16 protein-coding genes are annotated in these 21,497 nt (G+C 38.5%); 4 read left to right on the top strand and 12 right to left on the bottom strand.

The window, feature by feature from the left end:
• Position 1: 1 nt before the first annotated feature.
• From IO90_RS03515 to IO90_RS03495, 5 genes are read right to left on the bottom strand one after another with little or no spacing between them, the layout of a single operon-like run.
• Positions 2–721, bottom strand: a complete 720-nt coding sequence (locus IO90_RS03515) for a c-type cytochrome (protein ID WP_034963956.1) — start codon at positions 719–721, stop codon at positions 2–4.
• Positions 714–1,235: a DUF3341 domain-containing protein gene (locus IO90_RS03510; protein WP_034963954.1), complete on the bottom strand. Its 522-nt coding sequence runs from the start codon at positions 1,233–1,235 to the stop codon at positions 714–716. Before IO90_RS03510 ends, IO90_RS03515 begins: the two co-directional genes overlap by 8 nt.
• Positions 1,222–2,619, bottom strand: a complete 1,398-nt coding sequence (gene nrfD / locus IO90_RS03505) for an NrfD/PsrC family molybdoenzyme membrane anchor subunit (RefSeq protein WP_034963953.1) — start codon at positions 2,617–2,619, stop codon at positions 1,222–1,224. The genes IO90_RS03510 and nrfD overlap by 14 nt, the downstream gene beginning before the upstream one ends.
• Positions 2,620–2,626: 7 nt before the next feature.
• A complete protein-coding gene (locus IO90_RS03500; RefSeq protein ID WP_034963952.1) occupies positions 2,627–5,683 on the bottom strand; it encodes a TAT-variant-translocated molybdopterin oxidoreductase in 3,057 nt (1,018 codons plus the stop codon).
• A gap of 21 nt (positions 5,684–5,704) precedes the next feature.
• Positions 5,705–7,072 (bottom strand): c-type cytochrome, encoded by a 1,368-nt coding sequence (locus tag IO90_RS03495; protein ID WP_034963950.1) that lies wholly within the window; start codon positions 7,070–7,072, stop codon positions 5,705–5,707.
• 187 nt (positions 7,073–7,259) lie between these two features.
• Between IO90_RS03495 and IO90_RS03490 the strand changes: the two genes are divergently transcribed.
• From IO90_RS03490 to IO90_RS03480, 3 genes are all read left to right on the top strand, one after another.
• Complete coding sequence (locus IO90_RS03490; protein WP_034963948.1) at positions 7,260–7,769, top strand: hypothetical protein; 510 nt, start codon at positions 7,260–7,262, stop codon at positions 7,767–7,769.
• Positions 7,770–7,891: 122 nt separating this feature from the next.
• Positions 7,892–9,499 carry a tetratricopeptide repeat protein gene (locus tag IO90_RS03485; protein ID WP_034963946.1) on the top strand — a complete coding sequence of 536 codons (1,608 nt, stop codon included), beginning with the start codon at positions 7,892–7,894 and terminating at the stop codon, positions 9,497–9,499.
• A 105-nt stretch (positions 9,500–9,604) separates the two neighbouring features.
• Positions 9,605–11,932 carry a T9SS type A sorting domain-containing protein gene (locus IO90_RS03480; RefSeq protein WP_034963945.1) on the top strand — a complete coding sequence of 776 codons (2,328 nt, stop codon included), beginning with the start codon at positions 9,605–9,607 and terminating at the stop codon, positions 11,930–11,932.
• A gap of 57 nt (positions 11,933–11,989) precedes the next feature.
• Here the strand turns inward: IO90_RS03480 and IO90_RS03475 are convergent, their stop codons facing one another.
• The 7 genes from IO90_RS03475 to IO90_RS03445 all read right to left on the bottom strand — a co-directional run bounded on the left by IO90_RS03475 (position 11,990) and on the right by IO90_RS03445 (position 19,789).
• Positions 11,990–13,267, bottom strand: a complete 1,278-nt coding sequence (locus IO90_RS03475) for a DUF6080 domain-containing protein (protein ID WP_316931165.1) — start codon at positions 13,265–13,267, stop codon at positions 11,990–11,992.
• A 48-nt stretch (positions 13,268–13,315) separates the two neighbouring features.
• Positions 13,316–13,639 carry a hypothetical protein gene (locus IO90_RS03470; protein WP_051878224.1) on the bottom strand — a complete coding sequence of 108 codons (324 nt, stop codon included), beginning with the start codon at positions 13,637–13,639 and terminating at the stop codon, positions 13,316–13,318.
• Entirely contained in the window at positions 13,627–13,824 is a 198-nt protein-coding gene (locus tag IO90_RS03465; RefSeq protein ID WP_034963944.1) for a hypothetical protein, read from the bottom strand. Before IO90_RS03465 ends, IO90_RS03470 begins: the two co-directional genes overlap by 13 nt.
• Before the next feature lie 98 nt (positions 13,825–13,922).
• Positions 13,923–15,464, bottom strand: a complete 1,542-nt coding sequence (locus tag IO90_RS03460; protein WP_034963942.1) for a protein adenylyltransferase SelO — start codon at positions 15,462–15,464, stop codon at positions 13,923–13,925.
• Positions 15,465–15,503: 39 nt separating this feature from the next.
• Positions 15,504–17,861 (bottom strand): penicillin-binding protein 1A, encoded by a 2,358-nt coding sequence (locus tag IO90_RS03455; protein ID WP_034963941.1) that lies wholly within the window; start codon positions 17,859–17,861, stop codon positions 15,504–15,506.
• A 7-nt stretch (positions 17,862–17,868) separates the two neighbouring features.
• A complete protein-coding gene (locus IO90_RS03450; RefSeq protein ID WP_034963939.1) occupies positions 17,869–18,330 on the bottom strand; it encodes a gliding motility lipoprotein GldH in 462 nt (153 codons plus the stop codon).
• On the bottom strand, positions 18,323–19,789 hold the full coding sequence (locus IO90_RS03445) for a stage 0 sporulation family protein (protein ID WP_034963937.1): 1,467 nt from the start codon (positions 19,787–19,789) through the stop codon (positions 18,323–18,325). The genes IO90_RS03450 and IO90_RS03445 overlap by 8 nt, the downstream gene beginning before the upstream one ends.
• A gap of 466 nt (positions 19,790–20,255) precedes the next feature.
• Here IO90_RS03445 and IO90_RS03440 point away from each other — a divergent pair, with 466 nt between their 5' ends.
• Complete coding sequence (locus IO90_RS03440; protein ID WP_034963936.1) at positions 20,256–21,491, top strand: OmpP1/FadL family transporter; 1,236 nt, start codon at positions 20,256–20,258, stop codon at positions 21,489–21,491.
• Positions 21,492–21,497 lie beyond the last annotated feature (6 nt).

Raw genomic sequence — 21,497 nt, 5'->3', positions numbered from 1 at the left:
TTTATTTAGCATTGGTTTTAGCTTCTGTTGCTGGTGCAGCGGAAGTTGTTTCTGTCGTAGCTGGAGCAGCAGCCGGCGTAGCATTAGCTGTTGGCGCTTTGAAAGTATTGTAAACATACAAAGCCACTCTCCATCTGTCACCTACATTGAGTTGTCCTGCATAAGATCCCATCGCATTTCTACCATTTGTCAAAACATAATGAATAGAACCGATTGTAATCTCTCTATCAGCATATTTAGGAACACCTGAATAAGCACCGCTCAATACGATTGGCCCTTGTCCATCGCCACCAGTACCGTGACAAGCAGAACAAGTTTTATCATACAGAGACTTCCCTCTAGCTAAATCCTTTTCAAGATTTTCAGCTTTTAATGGAGAAGCTGTAACTGCTTTTGCTGCATCATACCCTGCATTGTACTCGTCCATATTTTTTGGAAGAGTTTCCTCACTTACGATTCCGTCTCTGTTTTGAGGAACAGAACCTACTACCGGAGAAAGTCCTGTTGCTCCGCCATTGGCAACAAAAGCTGGGATTTCGTTTTCGTGATCAGAATAAGCATCTTTAGCTTTCATCAAAGGATCATAAGCTACTGGAAAATACATATCTGGGAAATACACCAAAGGTGGATTGTCTTTTGGACCACCGCAAGAATTCAGTAAAACAGTAGTTAAACCAAAGATTGCCGTAATTTTTAATATACTATTCTTCATCTTAAGCATCTTTAACTGTTATTTCTTCAACACCTGTATCAATTAACAGCTGTTTTATCGTTTCAACATCATCAGAAACAAACTCCATCATAAACTTGTCATCCGTAGTTCGCGGATCTGGATTCTGAGGTTTTGCGCCTGGATACATTTTGTTTCTTACCAAGAAAGTCAATGACATCAAGTGAGCAGAACAGAAAACCATCAATTCGAACATTGGATCTACGAAAGCCGGCATATTGTGCAACCAGTCAAAAGACGGTTTACCACCAATATTTTGTGGCCAGTCGTGGTTCATAATCCAAGCGGTCAAAGTGATCCCAATGGTAACCCCATAACAAGCATAGATAAATGCTGCGTCAGAAATTCTGGTCTTCTTCAATCCAAGTGCTTTGTCTAGTCCGTGAACAGGAAACGGTGTATACACTTCGTTTATACTGATTCCTTTATCCATAAAGGCCTTAACGCCGTGCATCAAATCATCGTCGTCGCCGTAAAGTCCATATATAATTTTAGTGGTGCTCATCTCCTTCTTTTGCTTTATAAGTTTCACCGGAAATTTTCAAAATACTCTTCAATTCTGCCTGTGCAATTACAGGGAACGTTCTTGCATATAGAAGGAACAATACTCCAAAGAATCCAATCGTTCCAAGATACACACCAACATCAATGATAGTCGGCATAAACATTGTCCAAGACGATGGTAAATAATCTCTTGACAAGTTGATTACAATAATGTCAAAACGCTCAAACCACATCCCGATATTGATGATCAACGCAATAATGAATGTCCAGAAAATATTGGTTCTCACTTTTTTGAACCAGAATGCTGCAGGCACAACCAAGTTACAGATGATCAATGCCCAGAATGCCCACCAGTACGGTCCTGTTGCCGCTCCCGGAGATAGATATGTAAAATCTTCAAATCTAGATCCTGAGTACCAACCGATGAAATATTCAGTGGCGTAAGCTACAGTTACCATACCACCAGTTACTACGATTACGATGTTCATAATTTCGATATGATACAATGTGATATAGTCTTCCAAGTGGCAAACTTTTCTAGCAACCAACAATAGTGTTTGTACCATTGCAAATCCAGAGAAAATAGCTCCTGCTACAAAGTAAGGTGGATAGATGGTTGAGTGCCAACCTTTGATTACCGATGTAGCAAAGTCAAATGATACCGTGGTGTGTACCGAGAATACAAGTGGTGTCGCCAAACCTGCTAGAACCAAAGATAGCTCTTCGAATCTTTGCCAGTGTTTTGCTTTACCTCCCCAACCAAATGCCAAGATTGTATAAATCTTTTTGTTGAATGGCGTCTTCGCTCTGTCTCTGATCATTGCAAAATCCGGAATCAATCCCATAAACCAGAATACAACTGATACTGAGAAATAAGTCGAGATTGCAAACACGTCCCAAAGCAACGGTGAGTTGAAGTTAACCCAAAGAGATCCGAACTGGTTTGGCAAAGGGAAAACCCAATATCCAACCCAAACTCTACCCATGTGGATTACTGGGAAGATGGCCGCCTGACAAACAGCGAAGATCGTCATCGCCTCTGCAGAACGGTTAACAGACATTCTCCATCTTTGTCTAAATAATAAGAGTACTGCAGAGATCAATGTTCCTGCGTGACCAATACCTACCCACCAAACGAAATTGGTAATATCCCAACCCCAGTTAATGGTTCTGTTTAGTCCCCAGGCACCGATTCCGGTTCCGATGGTGTATGCAATACAACCAAATCCGTAAACAAACAGAATCAAAGCGGCATACAATGATGCCCACCATAATTTCCCTGCGCGTTCTTCGATAGGTCTTGCGATATCCTCTGTGATATCGTGATAAGTCTTGTGACCAATAATTAAAGGTTCCCTTATCGGAGCTTCGTAATGTCCTGACATTTTTTACCTATTTATTATTTAAACTTTCTTTTCTGTTTCTGATTTTTGCGTGATAGAAAACATTTGGTTTTGTACCAATCTCTTCTAACAACACGTATTTTCTTTCGCTGTTGAACAAGCTACGAACTTCGGAAGCTACATCATTCATATCTCCAAATTTAAGTGAACCTGTAGAACAAGCATTAGCACAAGCAACTTGGAATTCTCCATCTTGCACTCTTCTACCATCTTTCTTAGCTTCAAGAATTGTAGATTGAGTCATTTGGATACACATAGAACATTTTTCCATCACCCCTCTTGTTCTTGTAACAACATCTGGGTTAAGGACCATTCTTCCAAGGTCGTTGTTCATATTGAAGTCAAATCTGTCATTCAACGCATAGTTGAACCAGTTAAATCTTCTTACTTTATAAGGACAGTTGTTCGCACAATATCTTGTACCGATACATCTGTTGTAAGCCATTTGGTTTTGACCTTGCTTCCCGTGAGAAGTTGCCGCAACTGGACAAACAGTTTCACAAGGTGCGTGGTTACAGTGCTGACACATTACCGGCTGGAAGATCACATCTGGATTATCAGCAGGGTGATTTAAAATACCTTCTGTGAAAGGACCACCGTAAAGCTGAGCTGCATTAAGACCTCTGTCGATCTGCTCTTTTGTTTCGATTTTTTCGATTGCAGAGTAGTAACGGTCAATTCTCAACCAATACATATCTCTGGACATTCTGATCTCATCTTTACCAACTACAGCAACGTTGTTCTCTGCCTGACAAGCTACGACACAAGCGCCACAACCAGTACAAGAGTTAAGATCGACTGACAGGTTGAAGTGAGGACCATCTGTATCATCATAAGAATCCCAAAGGTCGATCTTTCCAATTGGAAGTTCGCCTCCAATCGTGTGCATTTCCAATGGTTTGTTCCAATGATCTACTGGTTTGTTGATAAAATCATCTAAAGTTACTTCTTTAGCGATCTCATAACGTCCCATCAATGTATTTTGAAGCTGCATTCCTGCGAACTCATAATCATCTCCAGTTTTTTCAATTTTTACATTTGTAAGAACTGTATTATAACCGTCGAATATTGGATAAGCGTTGATTCCTGTCTCAGCAACTTTACCAGATCCTTTTTTACCATAACCAAGCGCAAGACCCAAAGATCCTTCTGCTTGACCAGGTTGGATAAATACAGGAACGTTCTCAAGAACAGCTCCATTTGCTGTTAATTTAACAGTGTCACCATCCAACTGCATTCTTCCATTTAGGCTATTTTCAAGACCTAATGCTTCAGCATCTTTTGGTGAAATAGTAATGTAGTTATCCCAAGACAATCTAGAAATTGGATCTGGAAGCTCCATCAACCAAGGGTTGTTAGATTGTGTTCCGTCTCCGATTGCCGGTTTGGTATAAAGTTGTAATTCTAATTGATTGGATTTGAAAGCTGATAACTCGGCAACAGCCTGAGCTGCATTCCCGCCTGAGTAAGCTAATCCTGTAGAAAGGCCTCCAGCAGAAAATCCGTTGTAAAGATTCTTGTTGAAAGAAAGACCTCCGTTCAGCGTTAAAGCATTTGCCTTAAGGTAATTATAATAATTGTTCGCTGGACTGTTTTTCCCATTGATCCAAACCAATAGAGATTCCTCTAATTGTCTTGATTTGAAAATCTTCTGGATTGTTGGCTGCATCAAAGAGTAAGCACCAGTTTCCGGTGTAATATCTCCCCAAGATTCCAACCAATGTGTGGAAGGGATGACCGCTTTTGCAACTTCAAACATTTCGTTTTTCTTATCTGTGATCGCTACAGAATAAGGAACTTTTGATATTGCAGCTTTTAAAGCTTGTCCTTTCGCGTGAGAATAGATTGGGTTGATATTGTTAGAAATCAAAACACCAACCTGTCCGCCGTTCAACCAAGATAGAAACTCGTTAAATCTTGCGTTGTCATATTCTTTAAGGAAATTAGCTTTACCAGTAAAAGCTTTAGATCCTAATTTTTGATTAATTAAATGAGCTAGAACGTAAGCCGCTTTAGATCCATCAGCCAAAACAACAGCATCGCTTCCTTTTGCCTGAAGTTCTTTTACGATTTCGCTAGCTACTTTGTCAGCAGTTCCACCGTTTAATCCGTTGTAAACCTCAACCAATGTTTTGAAAACAGCACTTGGCTTTAGTCTATATCTAGAATCGGCGTTAGCTCCTGTCAAACTCAAATTGGATTCAACTTGGATGTGTCTTAGCATTTCCGGACCTGGCTTTCTCGCCGTAGCATAAGAAACTTCTAAGCTAGATGCGTTGTAATCTCCTAAGAAATCTGCCTGGAAAGAAACCACCAACTGAGAAGTACTCAAATCATAAACCGGCAATGCTCTTTGTCCGAAAACTTCCTGAGCCGCATCCAAAGCCGCAGCATAAGGAATCGCATCATAAGTGATCAGCTCTGCAGAAGGATATTTTGCTTTGAAATCTCCAAACAATTTTTTGAAAGATGGACTTGGGAAAGAGTGAGATAATACCACAATCTTTTTACCACCAGCCTGAGATTCTGTTAATCCTTTTAAGATGAAATCATCAACTTTATCAAATGAATCTTTTTGCTCGTCTCCGTTTACACTTGGAAACTTCACTTTATCATTATCATAAAGAGAAAGTACACTTGCCTGAGCTCTTGCATTGGTAGTTCCCAAAGAACCCGCTACAGGATTTGCATCGATTCTGATTGGACGCCCTTCTCTAGTTTTTACTAAAACGCTAGCGAAATCATATCCATCAAAATAAGAAGATGCATAAAAATTAGGGATTCCAGGAATGATATCGTGTGGTTTTACCACATAAGGAATGGTTTTGATAACCGGAGCCTCACAAGCCGCTAAAGTAACAGCTGCTGTTGAGAAACCTAATATCTTAAGAAAATCTCTACGAGAAGTTCCTGAATTGTTCTCAGAATCGTCTAAGAACTCTTCAACCGGAATTTCATTCTGGAACTCTTTCAGAGCCAATTTCCCGTTAAGGCTTGGATCTTTTAGTTCGTGAATACTTCTGAATTGTATTTTATTTGAAGCCATTTATACTTCTAATTTTTGTTATTAATAATGACATTTACCACACTCAAGACCTCCAATTGCATCTACAGTGATCTTACTTCCTTCACCATATTGTTTTTTCAACTTATCATGCAGATTTTTGAAGTATTCTTTATTATAACCGTTGTTCATATCTACTTCTGTAGTTCTGTGACATTCTATACACCATCCCATTGTGAAGTTGTTGGCCATCTGAACCACGTTCATTGTATCTATTTTTCCGTGACAAGCTTTACAAACAACATCAATTTTGTTTGCCTGGTCTTTTTGCTTCGCATTGAATCCATTGATGATCGTCTGCTCTCCAGCAACCACGTGTTGAGAGTGATTGAAGTAAACAAAATCCGGCATATTGTGAATTCTTGTCCATTGAACAGCTTCCGTTTTACCAGTGTAAGCTTGCTTAGACTCATCCCATCCTGTTGCAGCGTAGATCTTTTTGATCTCTCCTGTGTAGAAATCTCTGTCTTTTCCTGGCTCCAGGTATTTACCTTTGTACTCAGAAATAGAACGGTGACAGTTCATACAAACATTCATAGAAGGAATCTCTGAAACTTTACCATACTTAGCACTTGAGTGACAAAGCTGACAGTCAATTTTATTTTCTCCTGCGTGGATCTTGTGAGAGAAATAGATCGGTTGCTCAGGAGCGTATCCCTTGTAAACACCAATCCACATCAACCAGTTCCAAACGCCGTAAAGAGCGAATAATGCTAACAAGCCAACCAATCCTTTTCCAATGTAGCTGTACTTTTCGTACAACACAGAGAAAGAGCTAAGTGTATTTGTATTAAGTTCTGATAACTCTGGAGTCTGCTGGATTTTCACCAATTGGCGAATTTTCAACAACAACCAGAACAACAAACCTGCAATTGCAATAAGGGCCGCAATTACGATTTTAGAATTAAGTTCTTGTGCTTTTTGAGCTTCGATAGCTGCAGTGCTATTTACATCTGCTTCTGCAGTTGCTTCAGCCACTGCTTCTTCAGCAGGTGGATCTGTAGTGTAAGCCAAGATATCATCAATATCTGTTTCCGAAAGATTCGGGAAAGCAAGCATTTCGGTTTTGTTGAATTTCTCAAAAACCTCATTTGCGTACTTATCGCCAGATGCTCTTAAAGCTTTGTTGTCTTTAATCCATTTGTGAAGCCAATCTGTCTCCAGACCTTGCTCCGTTTTTAATCTGTCAACAACGCCACCAAGTGCCGGTCCAATAACTTGTTTGTCAAGTGCGTGACAAGCTGTACAATTTGCTTTGAACAGTTCTTGCCCTTTTTTTGGATCGCCTTGTGCATAAACAGAAGCGCCGGTTGACAGCAATAAACTAATTGCTATCAGACCCTTTTTGTAATGCTTTCTCCAACTAATCATTTATATAATCTTGGGTTAGTAAATTGTATTGACTATACATTCAATTCCGCAAAAATAGCACTTTAACAAAAATTAAGACGACCTTATCGGATGGTTTTTGTCAATTCTAATTAATTTGTAATTGTTCTAAATAACATAGTTTGCGTTTCATCCAATTTATTTTAAATTTGCTAAAAATAAATATTAAATGAATAATTTGCTTAAGCTTTTCATAATCGCAACGGTGTTCTCTTTTTACCAAATTGATGCTCAATACGTTGTAAAGAAAGACACGCTGTCTGGAACTGAGCTTTCCTTCGCCTTAGACGAACGTGTAAATGATGCTTTGGAAAAGATAGAAGACAAATGTGACAGGAATGCCGGGGCTCCTGTAAAAGTTCCACCAAAAGTTTTGGTAGCCAACCGAGAGCTTACAAATGCTGAGATTTGCAGAAAAAACCCGAAAATTATGGGTTATAAGATTCAAGTTGTTATTGTAAAAAGCAATGAAGAGGCAACCAAAATAAGCACAGAGTTCAGAAATAATTTCAGAAACCTGAAAGTGGAGAAAGATGCATCGCTAAGACCTAATTACAAAATATTAGCCGGAAGTTACTTCTCTTCCCAAAGTGCATCGGACGACCTTCGAAACATCAAAAAAGTTTATCCGTCTGCCAAAGTGATTCCTTACGCTGTGTTCTGCGTGGAGGCAAAATAGAAAACAATAGATCAACCGGATTCAGTTCCGGTTTTTTTATGTCTGATTGGAAAATACACCACTTCATCAAATCAATTATTTAAATTAATTTTACTTTGCAATTAGTTTTAGTCTAAACCCTTATGAAGTTTCTGCTCTCCATTGTCGTTCTACTTTCTGTGTTGCAAAGTGACACTTCGAAAAAACGTTGTGATGAATTGATATCCAAAGGAATAGAAGCTCTATATCAGAAAAAGCACACAGCGTCTTTAGAATTATTTACCGAAGCCAAAAGCATTTCTGAGCAAAATAATTGGTACGAACAGCAATTCATTTCCACCAATTGCATCGGTCTCAATTATTATCAAATGCTGGATTACAGCGAGGCCTTGGATTATTACCTCGAAGCCTATACAATTGCGCTCAAACATCTGGACAGCGATCGGGAAATGTCCGTTCTTAACAATATTGCACTGGTCTATCTGCGACAAGGAAAGTACAAAGAATCCGAAAAACATCAGAAAAGAGCTTACGACCTTGCTGTTGCGAACAAGGACACGATTGGAATTTCTTTGTATTCCGCCAATCTATCTGAACTTTACAACACGACCAAAGAGCTGGACAAAGCCTCCTATTACATTTCCGTCTCCAGACCGCTTGCAAAATTCGATATTCAAAGAGCGCTTGATATTGCTGAAGCCAAAAATGCTATGGAGCGAAAAGATTATGCAAAAACTCTCGCGATTCTCAATCCTTTAATCGATAAACTCAACACACCCGAATATAATGATCATAAGGTTTCTGCGCTTTTGATATTATCCCAAGTTTATGAGGATAAAAAAGACAAGGAAAAAGCACTTGCACTGATCAGACAAGCGCAAAAGGAGAATCTGAACTACAACAATATGACGGATATCTACAATCGGTTTTCTGACAATTACTTTTTTGGAGGCGATTACAGAAAGTCACTCCAATACAAAGATTCTGTGCTTGTGGTAAAAGACTCTTTGAATGCGATACAAAACAAAGCGATGTATCAAAACAGCGAGATCAAAATGAAACTTCAGGATTCTCAAAAGGAATTGAACAATGAGAAAAAATTAAAATTCTACATCATCGGATTTTGGATCGCCGTCGTAGCCTTGATTCTTTGGCTGTTTCGAGGTTATCTTTCGAAAAACAGACAAAAGAGAAGACTTGCTGAGAGCAATGAGAAAATCATCGCTCTGGAACTTAAGAATAAGGAAAACTACACTTTGCTTCTGGAGAAACAAATCAAGGAAAAAGAAACCGATGCGCTTCTGGAAAAAGAAAAACTAAAAAACGAACTCGAGAATAGAAACCGGAAAATCGTGGCCAACGCCATCCACCTTGCTCAGAAAAACGACAAGATCGAAGATTACATCCGCCGATTGAAAGAGCGTCCTGAAATGTTGACCAATCCTTTGTTGGCAAAACAACTCGACCAATTGAAAGAAGTCCTCTCCAAGGAAGACAACAGCGACGATTTCCTCAACCATTTTCAGGAAATCAACAGCAAATTTGTCACTTCATTAAAAGAAAGACACAATGATTTGACTTTGAATGACATCCGCTACATTTCCTACATCTATATGAATCTCTCCACCAAAGAGATCGCCTCCATCTTCAACATCACAATCGAAGCGTGCAGAAAACGAAAAGAAAGGATTTCCAAAAAACTGAACTTGGAAAATTCCAACGATTTATATGCGTATCTATCAAGCATATAGAAAAATGTCACGTTTTTTCTGCATAAGTCCTGTTTATTCTTGTCATCTACAATAGTTGCTACGAATACGAAAATATATTTGTACAACAATTAAATCTAATTTGATATGAAGAAAACAACTTTTACTTTATTTTTCATCTTGTTTGTACAGCTTTGCTTTTCGCAAGTAGGTTTTGCAGGAAATCCGGACTATGGAATGATGAGGAATTTTGCTTATGACAAAACGACTCCAAACAAAATCTACGCAACCAGCTACATTGGTTCACACATTTTGGTCTCTACCGACAATGGCCTAACTTGGAATGTGCTCTACACACTTCCCGATCCGGAATGGGCACCAGCAATACAGGAAATGCGTCTTACGAATAACGGAACAGCATTAAGCTTCATCGAATATTACGGCGGGGGAAGCACTATGAACAAGGTCGCAGTTTTTGACCTGCAATCAAAAACAATCATCAAAGAAATCAACATTCCGATGTACGAAGCTGTTTTCGCCATTAAAAATTATTCTCTTTTGGATAATGGAAATATGAACACTGCGACAATCTTAACGAGTGGCGACCAAGATAAGTTCTTCAAAACAAACAACGGTGGAAGCTCTTGGGAAAAAGTCTATGACGGAACCGATCACGAAAGTGTCATCCTGAATGATGCAATGATGGATCCCAAAAATCCTCAAAACCTGTACATCGTGCGCAATGGCGGAGCAGGGAATGAAGATGGCGGATTCTTCAAATCGACAGATGGTGGCGCAACTTGGACGGAAACTTTGAACGGTCTCATCTTGCAATCTATGGACATCGACCCAAACAACAGTGATGTGATCTATGTTGGAACAGGCGTTCTATGGACTTATCTAGACCAGCATCAGGCAGTTTACAAATCTACAGACGGAGGCGCAACTTGGACGGAGCAGACACAAATCACTTGGTCTGACAGTAGTTTCGGATTGAAAAATGTACCGAAGATTCACATTAATCCAAATGACAGCAACCACGTTTTGGTTTTGGCCGATGACAGAATCGCTGTAACCACCAATGGCGGAAGCACCTGGACCACGACAGAACACGATGGACTAAATGACGGACATTCTTATTTCTATGGCATCAACGCTTCTTTTGATCCATTCAATTCGAATAATTTGATGATTGCCAACAATCGTTATCCTAAATTTTCATCGGATAAAGGCATCACATTATCAACAATCAAAAATCCTTTCTTCATCGGAATGGGAAATCTGAATGTCATCAATGACAACGGAGCCGATAAATTGATGTATGGCGTGCAGTACGGCTACACACTTAAAAATCTGGAAACCAACGAAGAAAACCCGATCAGTGTTTATCCATTGAACGAATCACCAATGGGAGGACAGATTGGATTGGTACACGTGGACAAAGATTACGCTGGGAGAGTTTACACGTTTGATTCATCTTTTATGGGAAACACGATCAATGTGAGTGATGATTATGGTGTGAACAAAACGCCAATCTATACGACTTACGACACAGGATTCACCTCGGCAGAAACTGATTCTGCAAATCCAAAAATCGCTTGGTTGGCGACTTTCAACGGGGTGAATGCATCATTGATCAAAGTCAATTTTTCAAATCCGGAAGATGTTCAGACGGAGTTTATTAATTTGCCCTACAGTGATGATTATATTTATGGCATCAAATCCAGTAAAAATAACGCCAACGAAATCCTGGTTACTGTTGGACACAAAATCTACAAAACGACCGACAGCGGAACAAACTGGACAGAGATCACCAACGGTCTGGAGGATTTGACTCTACCAAATATTGTTTTGGAACTGACTCAGAATCCATTGAATTTGGATCAATACACAATTGCCTCTTCAAACGGAATCTATACCTCACTTGACGGCGGAAACAACTGGACGAAGATCTACAACGGAATGGTACAGAAAGTAGAACATTCTACCAAGCAAAATGGACAGATCGTAGCCATCGGATATTCTTACCTTGATACACTTCCAAAAGTGATTTACACAAGCAACAACGGAAATACTTGGACGGAAAAAGCATCTACAAACTATTTCAACACGATTGTGCTTGCTGGAGCGGTAAGATTTATTGATAATACGAATGTGGAAGTTTATCTTACGTCGCAGTCTTTGGGAATTTTGAAAGACAAAATCAATCTTGAAGTTTTAGGAAATGCTGACCTTGAAAACCTAAAATCTGGAATCAGTATCTATCCAAATCCGACCAAAGACTTCATTAACATCAAACTGGAAAAAGGTGTATCGAAGTTCAAAGCGAGCTTGTACAACGCCTCTGGGCAAATGTTGCTATCGACTGAGAACAAATCCAGCATCAACATTTCAAACTTGAACACTGGTGTTTACTTCTTGACAATCCAGCCGGAAAACGGAAAAGCGATTACCAAGAAAATCATCAAGAACTAATTCTCATAGTTTTAATTTATATTCAAAAGCGATTCAGAAATTTCTGGGTCGCTTTTTTTATCGGTAATAAGTTTCGAGGAATTGGTAAAACTCGGACATTCTGTAAAAATTGGTAAAGCCAAGATAAACGGTCAGAATCAATAAGATGCCGTATAAAAATGTCATTGGAAGTTTCTTTTCTTTAAAGCTGAAAAAGAGCCAGCCAATCAACAACGGATAAACAAAAACGAAATGTCCGCCGTAAATATAAGATGTGTGAAGACCGAATTTCAAAACACAATGAATCAAAACATCAAACAAAAATGTGATAACGAGGATCCAAACCAACTTGTTTTTGTGATTTTTGAAAACAGCCCAAATGATCATCAACAAAATAATTCCAACGAAAAGATAAGGAACAAAGGACGAATAAACATCCATAAACAAAGCTTTGTAGTAAAAGGTTTTGTCCTTGTTGTGATAATCCCTGATCTCATAATTCGAGAACAAAATATTCCCGCCCAGAAACCAAGAAGAGATCATATCCCACAGTGGCGTGACTTTCGGTTTTGAGAATTTGTCGTATTGCTCGCCGGTTTTGTTGAGGAAATTCTGGAAATTAAAATCCAATCTCAATAAAAATAAAAGCACAAAAACACCAACCGAAGTCGCAATCTTCGCAACAGCGATTCCAATTTTTTTCCAGTTCCAGAAGATTTTTTTCTCAAACAAAAATGGAATATACACTTTGACAATGTTCGTGATCGTCAAACCACCGATGAAAACCGAACCCAGAATGGATGCGCCGAACGAAATCGTTTTATCTTCATTAATTTTCTTCGCTGAATAATAATTGAAAACCGAAAGGAAAAGCAGGGTGTAAGTGTAAGTCTCCGGCGTGAAGCTCAACAAGATATTGGTCACAAACAATCCATAGAAAGCCAAGACCAACAAACTGATTTTCAGCGGAAGTTGGATGATGTTGTTCAAATATTTGAAAATCTGAACATTGGCCAAACTAATCACAATCGTCGATAACAAAGCCAAAACCAATCGAAACTCCGAATTGTAGCGATTACCCGAAATCCACAATGCAAAATCACGCACGACATCAAAGAAATAATTGGAAAGCGGATGTCTCTCGAAACCGCCACCAGTCTGGACAATTGCCCTGTTATCAAAACTGAAATAACCATCCCACGGAATTCTATCGTCGTAAATTATACTGAAATTGTCCGCGATAAACCACGCATTAGCACCATAAACTACCACGAAAAACAGAAAAATGAAAGCTTCTGTTTTGGTGGATGGAAAAATGATTTTCAGAAAGGATGAGATTTTGTTCAGCAGTTTCAAACTTGAGATATTTTTGCAAAAATAGAAAAATGATTTACGTTTGGACTACTAAAGATGCTGAACAATCTCAGAATGGCTATTGGTAATAAAAGTAACGATGTAACGATTCTCCACATTTTCAAAGAAAATATACCAAGTCGTCGTATGATTGGCTTTGTAGAAAATATATTTCGAGCCGAGTTGGGATAGATTTTCAGGCGTTTTCTTGAAGGGAAAAATTGGAAGATTGTATTCTATGAAATCATAAATTTTTTGAACATACTCTTCTGCATCACTTTCAAATCCAAAATATTCATTTCCATATAAAATAAAAATAAGTTCTTCCAAATAATCTGTGACATTCTTCCGAAGTATAACAGTTATTTCTTCCAACTCAAAGATTTTATAAAGTCAGAAGATTTCTTTCTAGCTTCAGAAATCGTAATTCCTTCCTGCCATTCTTTCTCAAAATCAAAAGTTTTTTTGTTTCTGATTTTATTAATTTCTTCAATCACAGTTGGACTTTCCAAAGAATTAATCCACTTGATGATTTCACTTTTTTCGGATGCTAAATTCATTGTGTTAAAGATTGATTACAACAAAGATAGAAAATTATTTACAACCAATAAAAACATCGTTTGAAGCTAAAAGCCAGATGCAAAAAGTCATAAACCAACTAAGAACTACAAGACAACTGACTGCTTCCCGTCTGATTATCATACTTCGAAGGTCGCTTTTTATTGAACTCCGGAAAAAAATTTTCGTAAGGATTTTCCAAAGCTTTTTTCAGTTTGAAGAACATTTCATAATTCTCATTTTCCGCATCCTGAATCGCCTCATACAAGAGATAATTTCTAAGAATGAATTTCGGATTTGTTTCGGACATTAAGTCTAAAGATTCTTTTTCTGAAATATTATTTTTAAGTTTTCTCGTTTGATATTTTTCGATGAAATCTGATAATTTTTTTAATTCAATTTCATTTAGATTTCGGTAAAAACAATCTTTGAAATCTTCGGTCTTAATTTCAGAAGTTGGTTTTTCCAGCTGTTGGAAAAATAAGGTGTAATCGAGATTCAAATCCTGCATCATCTGTTGCCATTCGGTGAAAAACTTTTCATCTTCAGCCAAAACCTCATCAAAACCAAATTTGTCCGCCAGCATATTATCGTGTTTCACCCAAAATTGCTTGCCGAAATCATCTAAGATCTTTTCTAAAACCTCAGCATTATCAATCAAAGGAAAAATCGCATTCGCCAGAGTTGCCAAGTTCCAATGTGAAATCTGACCTTGTTTCCCAAAAGCATATCGCCTTCCCGGCAAATCTGTGGTGTTTGGCGTAAATTCCAAATCATATCCATCCATCATAGAATAAGGCCCATAATCAATGGTCAAACCGAGAATTGACATATTATCTGTGTTCATCACACCGTGAACGAATCCGACGCGATACCAATCAATGATCATTTTCAAAGTTCTGTCGCAAATGGCTTGGAACCAATCGATGTATTTTGTTGGATTATTTTCTGAGGAAACTTCGGGGAAGAAATTTTCAATCGCGTAATCCGCCAATTGCTTCAACAAATCCCCTTGCTTTCTGGCCGACAACAATTCAAAATGTCCGAATCTGAGAAAAGACTCAGCGGTTCTCACCACAACTGCGCCTTGCTCCTTTTGCGGATTTCCAGAATATTGAATATCACGAATCACATCTTCGCCCGTTTTGGAAAGGCTCAAAGCACGGGTTGTTGGAACGCCGAGATAAAACATCGCTTCACTCATCAGATATTCCCTAATCGAGGAACGGAGAACAGCCCGTCCGTCGGCAGTTCTGGAATAAGGTGTTGCTCCGGCGCCTTTCCATTGGATTTCGGTTTGATGATTTCCATTTTGGATTTCACCAGCATAGATTGCTCTTCCATCGCCCAATTGCCCAGCCCAATTTCCGAATTGATGACCTGCATACGCTGTTGCATAAGTCTGAACATTTTCTGGAAGATTTTGAGCCGAGAGAAAATCTTTATCTGTTTGATTTTCAATTTTCCCAAGTCCAATTTCTTCGGCAAGATTTTCATTAAAGTCAATCAATTCCGTCGTTTCAAAATCGGCAGGTTTGACGGTGCAAAACATCACGTCGGGCGTTTGTCTTTGCATCGTATTCCCAGAAAAGTCACCTGGAAAAAGCGTCGTATATTTTTGAGTAATGAGATTGAGTTTCATATTTACAAAAAACCCGCATCAGAAATGCGGGTTATATTTTTATTTATTAAAATCTATATCTTCTCCAGAATTAAGTGTCTCATTGGAATGATCTTCTTTCTTCACGGGTTTTTCTGGTACAATCTGTGTTGGATTTTTCAGCTCGTCGATGGATTGCAATCCGCCTTCGTCGCCGTATCCATTTCTTAGATTATTGAGGTCGGAACAACTTCCTGTCCAGTTGGCTGGTTTGATGAATTTGTCCTCAGGGAGAATATTTAAAGCTTTATCTGCAAAGACCTTTTTCATATAGATTGCCCAAATTGGAAGTCCCATTTTCGCTCCTTGTCCTTCGCCTGTGCTCCAAAAGTGCGTTGCTCTGTCTTCCCAACCAACCCAAACGTCAGTCGCTAGTTTTGGAACGATTCCTACAAACCATCCATCTGAGTTTTTCTGCGTTGTTCCAGTTTTACCTGCAATTTCTACACTTGCAGGAATTCCTCGTCTTCTCAATTCTCCAGAAGCTGTCCCGAATTCCGTTACACCTTTCATCAAATCGAGCATCGTGTAAGCATACATCTCATTCATAACCTCTTTCACGACAGGTTTCACTTCTTTGATAACTCGTCCGTTGGCATCTTCGATCCTCCAAATCATTTCCGGTTTTGTATAGTTTCCGAAATTAGCGAAAGTACTGAACGCTCCTAGCATTTCATAAATTGTAATATCAGAAGTACCTAAAGCCATTGGTAAATGTTTATCTATTGGACTTGTCACACCTAAATCCCTTGCTAGCTGGATGACATTTTCCGTTCCTGCCATTTCTGCTAATCTAATTGCCACAGGGTTTAAAGATTTTGCAATACCTTCTTTCATTGTAACGCTTCCGCCACCACCTTTCACGTGCCAACTTCCTTTGGAATAAGACGCATTGGAGACTGCTGAACAAGGCGTCATCCCGAGGTGCATAATTGCAGTTGCATAAACAAATGGTTTGAAAGTAGATCCTACCTGACGTTTCCCTTGTTTCACGTGATCGTACTGGAAATGTTGCCAGTTGATTCCCCCAACCCAAGCTTTGATATCGCCCGTTGCAGGTTCCATCGACATCAATCCCGCTTGTGCAATCTGCTTGTGATAACGGATCGAATCCCAAGGTGACATTTCAACTTCTTCTTCGCCTTGCCAAGTAAATCTGGTCATTTTTGTCGGCTCGTGGAAATCAAGCATAATAGAATCTTCAGACATACCTTCTGCTTTCAATTGTTTGTAACGCCCTGTTCTTTTGACTGCGGACATCATCAAACCATTGATTTGAGTTTTGTTAAGATTATAATACGGACGGTTTGGATTGCGTCTCATCTCACCGTCGAAACTTTTTTGAAGATTGGTCAAATGTTCCTTGATAGCTTCCTCAGCATATCTTTGCATTCTGGAATCCAAAGTCACATAGATCTTCAATCCGTTTTTGTACAGATTGAGTTCTTTTCCTGTCTCTTTTTCGTATGCTTCAAGGTATTGTTGAATTTCTTTTCTAAGATAAAATTTGTAGTAAGCAGAGTAACCTTCTTCAACAGATTCTATCTCGTGGAAATCTACGACAATAGGTGTAGCTTTCGCTTTTTCGTAAGTTGAATCATCGATGTACCCAGTATCAAGCATTTGCTTCAAAACCACATCTCTTCTCACTTTTGCCTTCTCAGGATTTCTGTAAGGATTGTTTCTTCTTGGCGCTTCCAACATTGCCACAAACGTAGCCGCTTCCGGCAAAGTCAGCTGATTCACAGATTTATTAAAATAAACCCTCGATGCCATTTCGATTCCCTTCGCATTGAAGAGGAAATCCATTTTGTTAAAATATAAAGCGATGATCTCTTCCTTTGTGTAACGTTTTTCCAAACTTACTGCAACGCTCCATTCTTTTAGTTTTTGGAAGGCTCTTTCAATTTTGTTTTGAGAAGCATTTCCAGTGAACAATAATTTTGCAAGTTGTTGCGTAATGGTAGAACCTCCACCTCTTTCACCTCCAAATCGAATTGCTCTTGCAATGGACTTCAAATCGATACCGGAATGTTCTTTGAAACGCTCATCTTCCTTTGCTTGTAGCGCATAAACCAAATATGGCGGTAACTGCTTGTAGGTCACCGGCTTGGTCTTCTCTTTTTCAAATTTTCCAAGAAGCACATTATCAGAAGAATAAATCTCGGACGCGACATAGATATCCGGATTTTCCAACTCCTTCACATCTGGCATATCTCCTACAAAACCTTGTGAAACGGCAAAAAACAATCCAGAAATTCCTAAAACCACAGCAAAAAATGCGATCCAAATGAATTTGATCCACTTTCTGATTCCAGATCTTGCTTTTTTCTTGTCTGGCAGAGGAAAAGTTTTATGTTCAGTTTTCTTATTTTCCATTAATAAATTATGGCTTTAAGTTTTGAATTTTAATTCCTAAATCTTCTATTCCTGGTAAAACATCCTTTCGCATTGCCTGAACAACTTTGACAGAATATTTTCCATTTTTCGGAAATTTATAATTGAGCTTGTATTGAAAAGTGATCTCTTTGGTATCGCCGAAACCTGTTCCAATCCATTCTCCATTGGGTTTTGCTAATACAAAATTAAGCGTATCTGTTGAGATATTCTTCTTATTCTGTTCAATGCTCGCAATCAGTCTTAGGTTGCTGTATGGATAATCATTGTTATTCCGAACCAGCAACATCAAATTTTTCTGATTATGAGCATCTTTCACATCAAAATCAAAAGTTTGAGCAGTTTTCTTTTTCCATTGATTATTGACGTTATTGACCAAAATTGTCTCGTTTTCATTTTGGCAAGAACTCACAGATAAAAACAGGATAAAAACGACTATTGATCTAAGCATTACCTTCATTTTTCGGCGGAAATTTCTTTTTCGGTTTTTTGAACGGTTTTTTCTGCGTTTTATTTTCCGCTGACGGATTATCTGCCGGCTGAACTATTGGCACAGTCGCTTTATTTTCTACTGGTTTTTGCTCATTCTGGCGGTTTCTGTTATCAGATTGCCTAGGTTTTTTATTTGCACCAGACTGATTTCCATTAGCCTGAACTTTTGGAGCGCCACCTTTGTTTTCGACAGGTTTTTGCTCGTTCGGACGATTTCTGTTATCAGCTTGTCTTGGATTTTTATTATCCGATTGTGGTCTAGCAGGTCTGTTTTCCTGTTGTTTTGGATTTCTGTCGCGGTTGTTATTGTTGTTTGGTCTTGGTTTTCTGTTTTTCTTTTCGAAACGGTCAACGCTATTTTCCTGAATCAAATCAGAAGTTACCATACGGTTTTCAATCACCTTCACATCTTCCAGAGCTTTAGATTTCTCGCCTTTTTTGTTGATGGCAATCATCTTTTGAACTTCGAAGATATCGATATCGTACCAAGCCATTGAGTTTTCTACATACGCAAACCACATTTTCTTTTTGAAGACATCGATTTTGATGCAGAATGCTCTTCCTTTTTCTGTATTCAAAACTGTGCTTGATGATGGGAAATCCCTTAAAACATCAAGATATGTGTCCAATTCATAATTAAGACAACATTTCAGTTTTCCGCATTGCCCAGCTAATTTTTGAGGATTGATGCTCAACTGCTGGTAACGCGCCGCATTGGTATTCACAGAACGGAAATCCGTCAACCAAGTAGAACAGCATAGCTCACGGCCACAAGATCCAATTCCGCCAACTTTTGCAGATTCCTGACGGAAGCCAATTTGCTTCATATCAATCTTTGTTCTGAAAAGAGAGGCATATTCTTTGATCAACTGTCGGAAATCAATTCGGTTGTCTGCGGTGTAATAGAAAGTTACCTTAGACCCATCACCTTGATATTCGACATCTGTGATTTTCATTTCAAGATTCAATCCGTAGGCAATTTTACGCGCTTCTACTTTGAGTGCGTTTTCCTTATTTCTAAGTTCTTGCCACGTTTCTACATCTTTTTGATTCGCCAAACGATAGACTTTCAGCAAGCTATCTTGGTGCACATTTTTCTTTTTCATCTGGATTTTCACCAGTTCTCCTGAGAGACTTACTACACCTATATCGTGACCCGGACTGGATTCTACAGCAATAATACTTCCTATATGTAAAGGCAGGTTGTTGACGTTTCTATAATATAATTTACGTTCGTTCTTGAAACGAACTTCCACATATTCTGAACTTTTCGAGCCCGAAGGATTAACATCGGAAAGCCAGTCAAAAACACTTAATTTATAACTATTGCCACAAGTATCTACACTACTGCACCCACTGGCACTCTTCGTACCGCAAGAGTGGGAAGAATCGCCGGATGTTTTGCATCCACAACTCATATTTTAATTTTTTTATGTCTGAATGCAAAGTTAATATAAATTTTATTTAAGCTTCACGAATATATTTTTTAAAAATACTTTTTTGTTAATTTTTAGTTAATATAGAATTAATATTGATAAATAATCAATCAAACAGCATTAATATTATCATTAATTAAAAAGCAAAAGTGTCATTTTCTTATGGTTTACATTAAATCGTTTAAAATTAAACTTACTCAAAAAAAAATTGATTTTTAAGTTTAATTAATTATAATTCAATCCCATAAGACAAATTCATTATTAAACAATTATTCTTAGAATAGCAATGTTTAACTTTTCTTGTGTTTTTTAGTCATTGTTATTAAAATAATTATAAATTTGGAACATTAATAATAATTATATGAAATCGCTATGATTCGTAGATAAAATACGTCTAAAAGGATCTCGGAGAAATTATGTAATGTTAACAAAATAATAAAATCAACATATGAAAAGAATTTTAATGACCGCGGCATTAACAGCCGGAGTAATGGCATACGCAGGAGGATTCCGAGTATCGCTACAGGGTGTAAAGCAGTTGGCAATGGCGCATACCAGTGCTCACGCTGAGGATGCGAGTGTTGCATTTTTCAATCCTGCCGGTATTTCTTTTATTCCTTCAAAACTGAGTGTAGTGGCCGGAGGTTTTGGTGCATCCAACAAAGTGACATTCCAAAATACAAGCACGCTACAACAGGCAGAAACTGACAATCCACTAGGAACTCCAATTTATGCGGCAGTTGCCTACAAGGTTTTGGACAATCTATCATTAGGTTTTAGTTTCTCCACACCTTTCGGAAGCACAATTGAGTGGCCTACGACTTGGGAAGGCGCAGAAATGGTTCAAAAATTAGAATTGAAAAGCTACTACTTCCAACCAATGGTTTCTGTGAAATTGGCACCTTGGGCATCTTTTGGAGCAAGCTACATCTATGCACGAGGAAAAGTAGATTGGACAAAAGGCGTGACTCAACTTGGAGGATCACTTAATTTATTAGACGATGAAGCTACAGGTCACGGATTTGGATTTGGATTCTACTTCCAGCCAGACAGCCAATGGGATGTAAGTGTTGCATACCGTTCTCCTGTGGATATGAAAGCTGAAAACGGGACAGCTACTTTTAATATTTCTTCAGCGCTTTATCCAAACATTGGTTTGGCAGTAACTGGAGGCGTTGACCGTTTCAAAGCAACTTTGCCTTTGGTGGATGAAGTCACTTTGGGAGCGACTTACAAAGTGACTCCAAAATGGTTGATCTCAGCAGATTTCAACTATCACGGATGGGAAAGATACAGCAAATTGACTTTGGATTTTGATAATGCTCCAGTTGGAAATCAAGCAGATCCAACGATTTTGGTTTCTCCAAAAAACTTCAAAAACACTAAGACTTTCAGATTGGGAACACAATATATGGTTACAGATATGATCGCCGCAAGACTTGGATGGTATTATGACGAGTCGCCGTATGATGATAAGGATTTCATCCCAGAAACGCCTTCTTTCGATTCTTATGTAGTCACAGCTGGTGTTGGATTCAAATTCAACAAATTAGGTGTGGATGTTTCAGGTGCTTATGCAATGCCACAAAGCAGAACATTCAACAATCCTTATTACAACTTTGCAGGACAGGCTAAGGCTAAAGCATTTTACTTTGGTTTAGGATTATCTTATAACGCATTTTAAATTAGA

The sequence above is a fragment of the Chryseobacterium sp. FH1 genome (assembly GCF_000735135.1).
Taxonomy (GTDB): domain Bacteria; phylum Bacteroidota; class Bacteroidia; order Flavobacteriales; family Weeksellaceae; genus Epilithonimonas.
The sequence above is the reverse complement of the archived record's forward strand: the minus strand, read 5'-3'. Positions and strand labels throughout refer to the sequence as shown.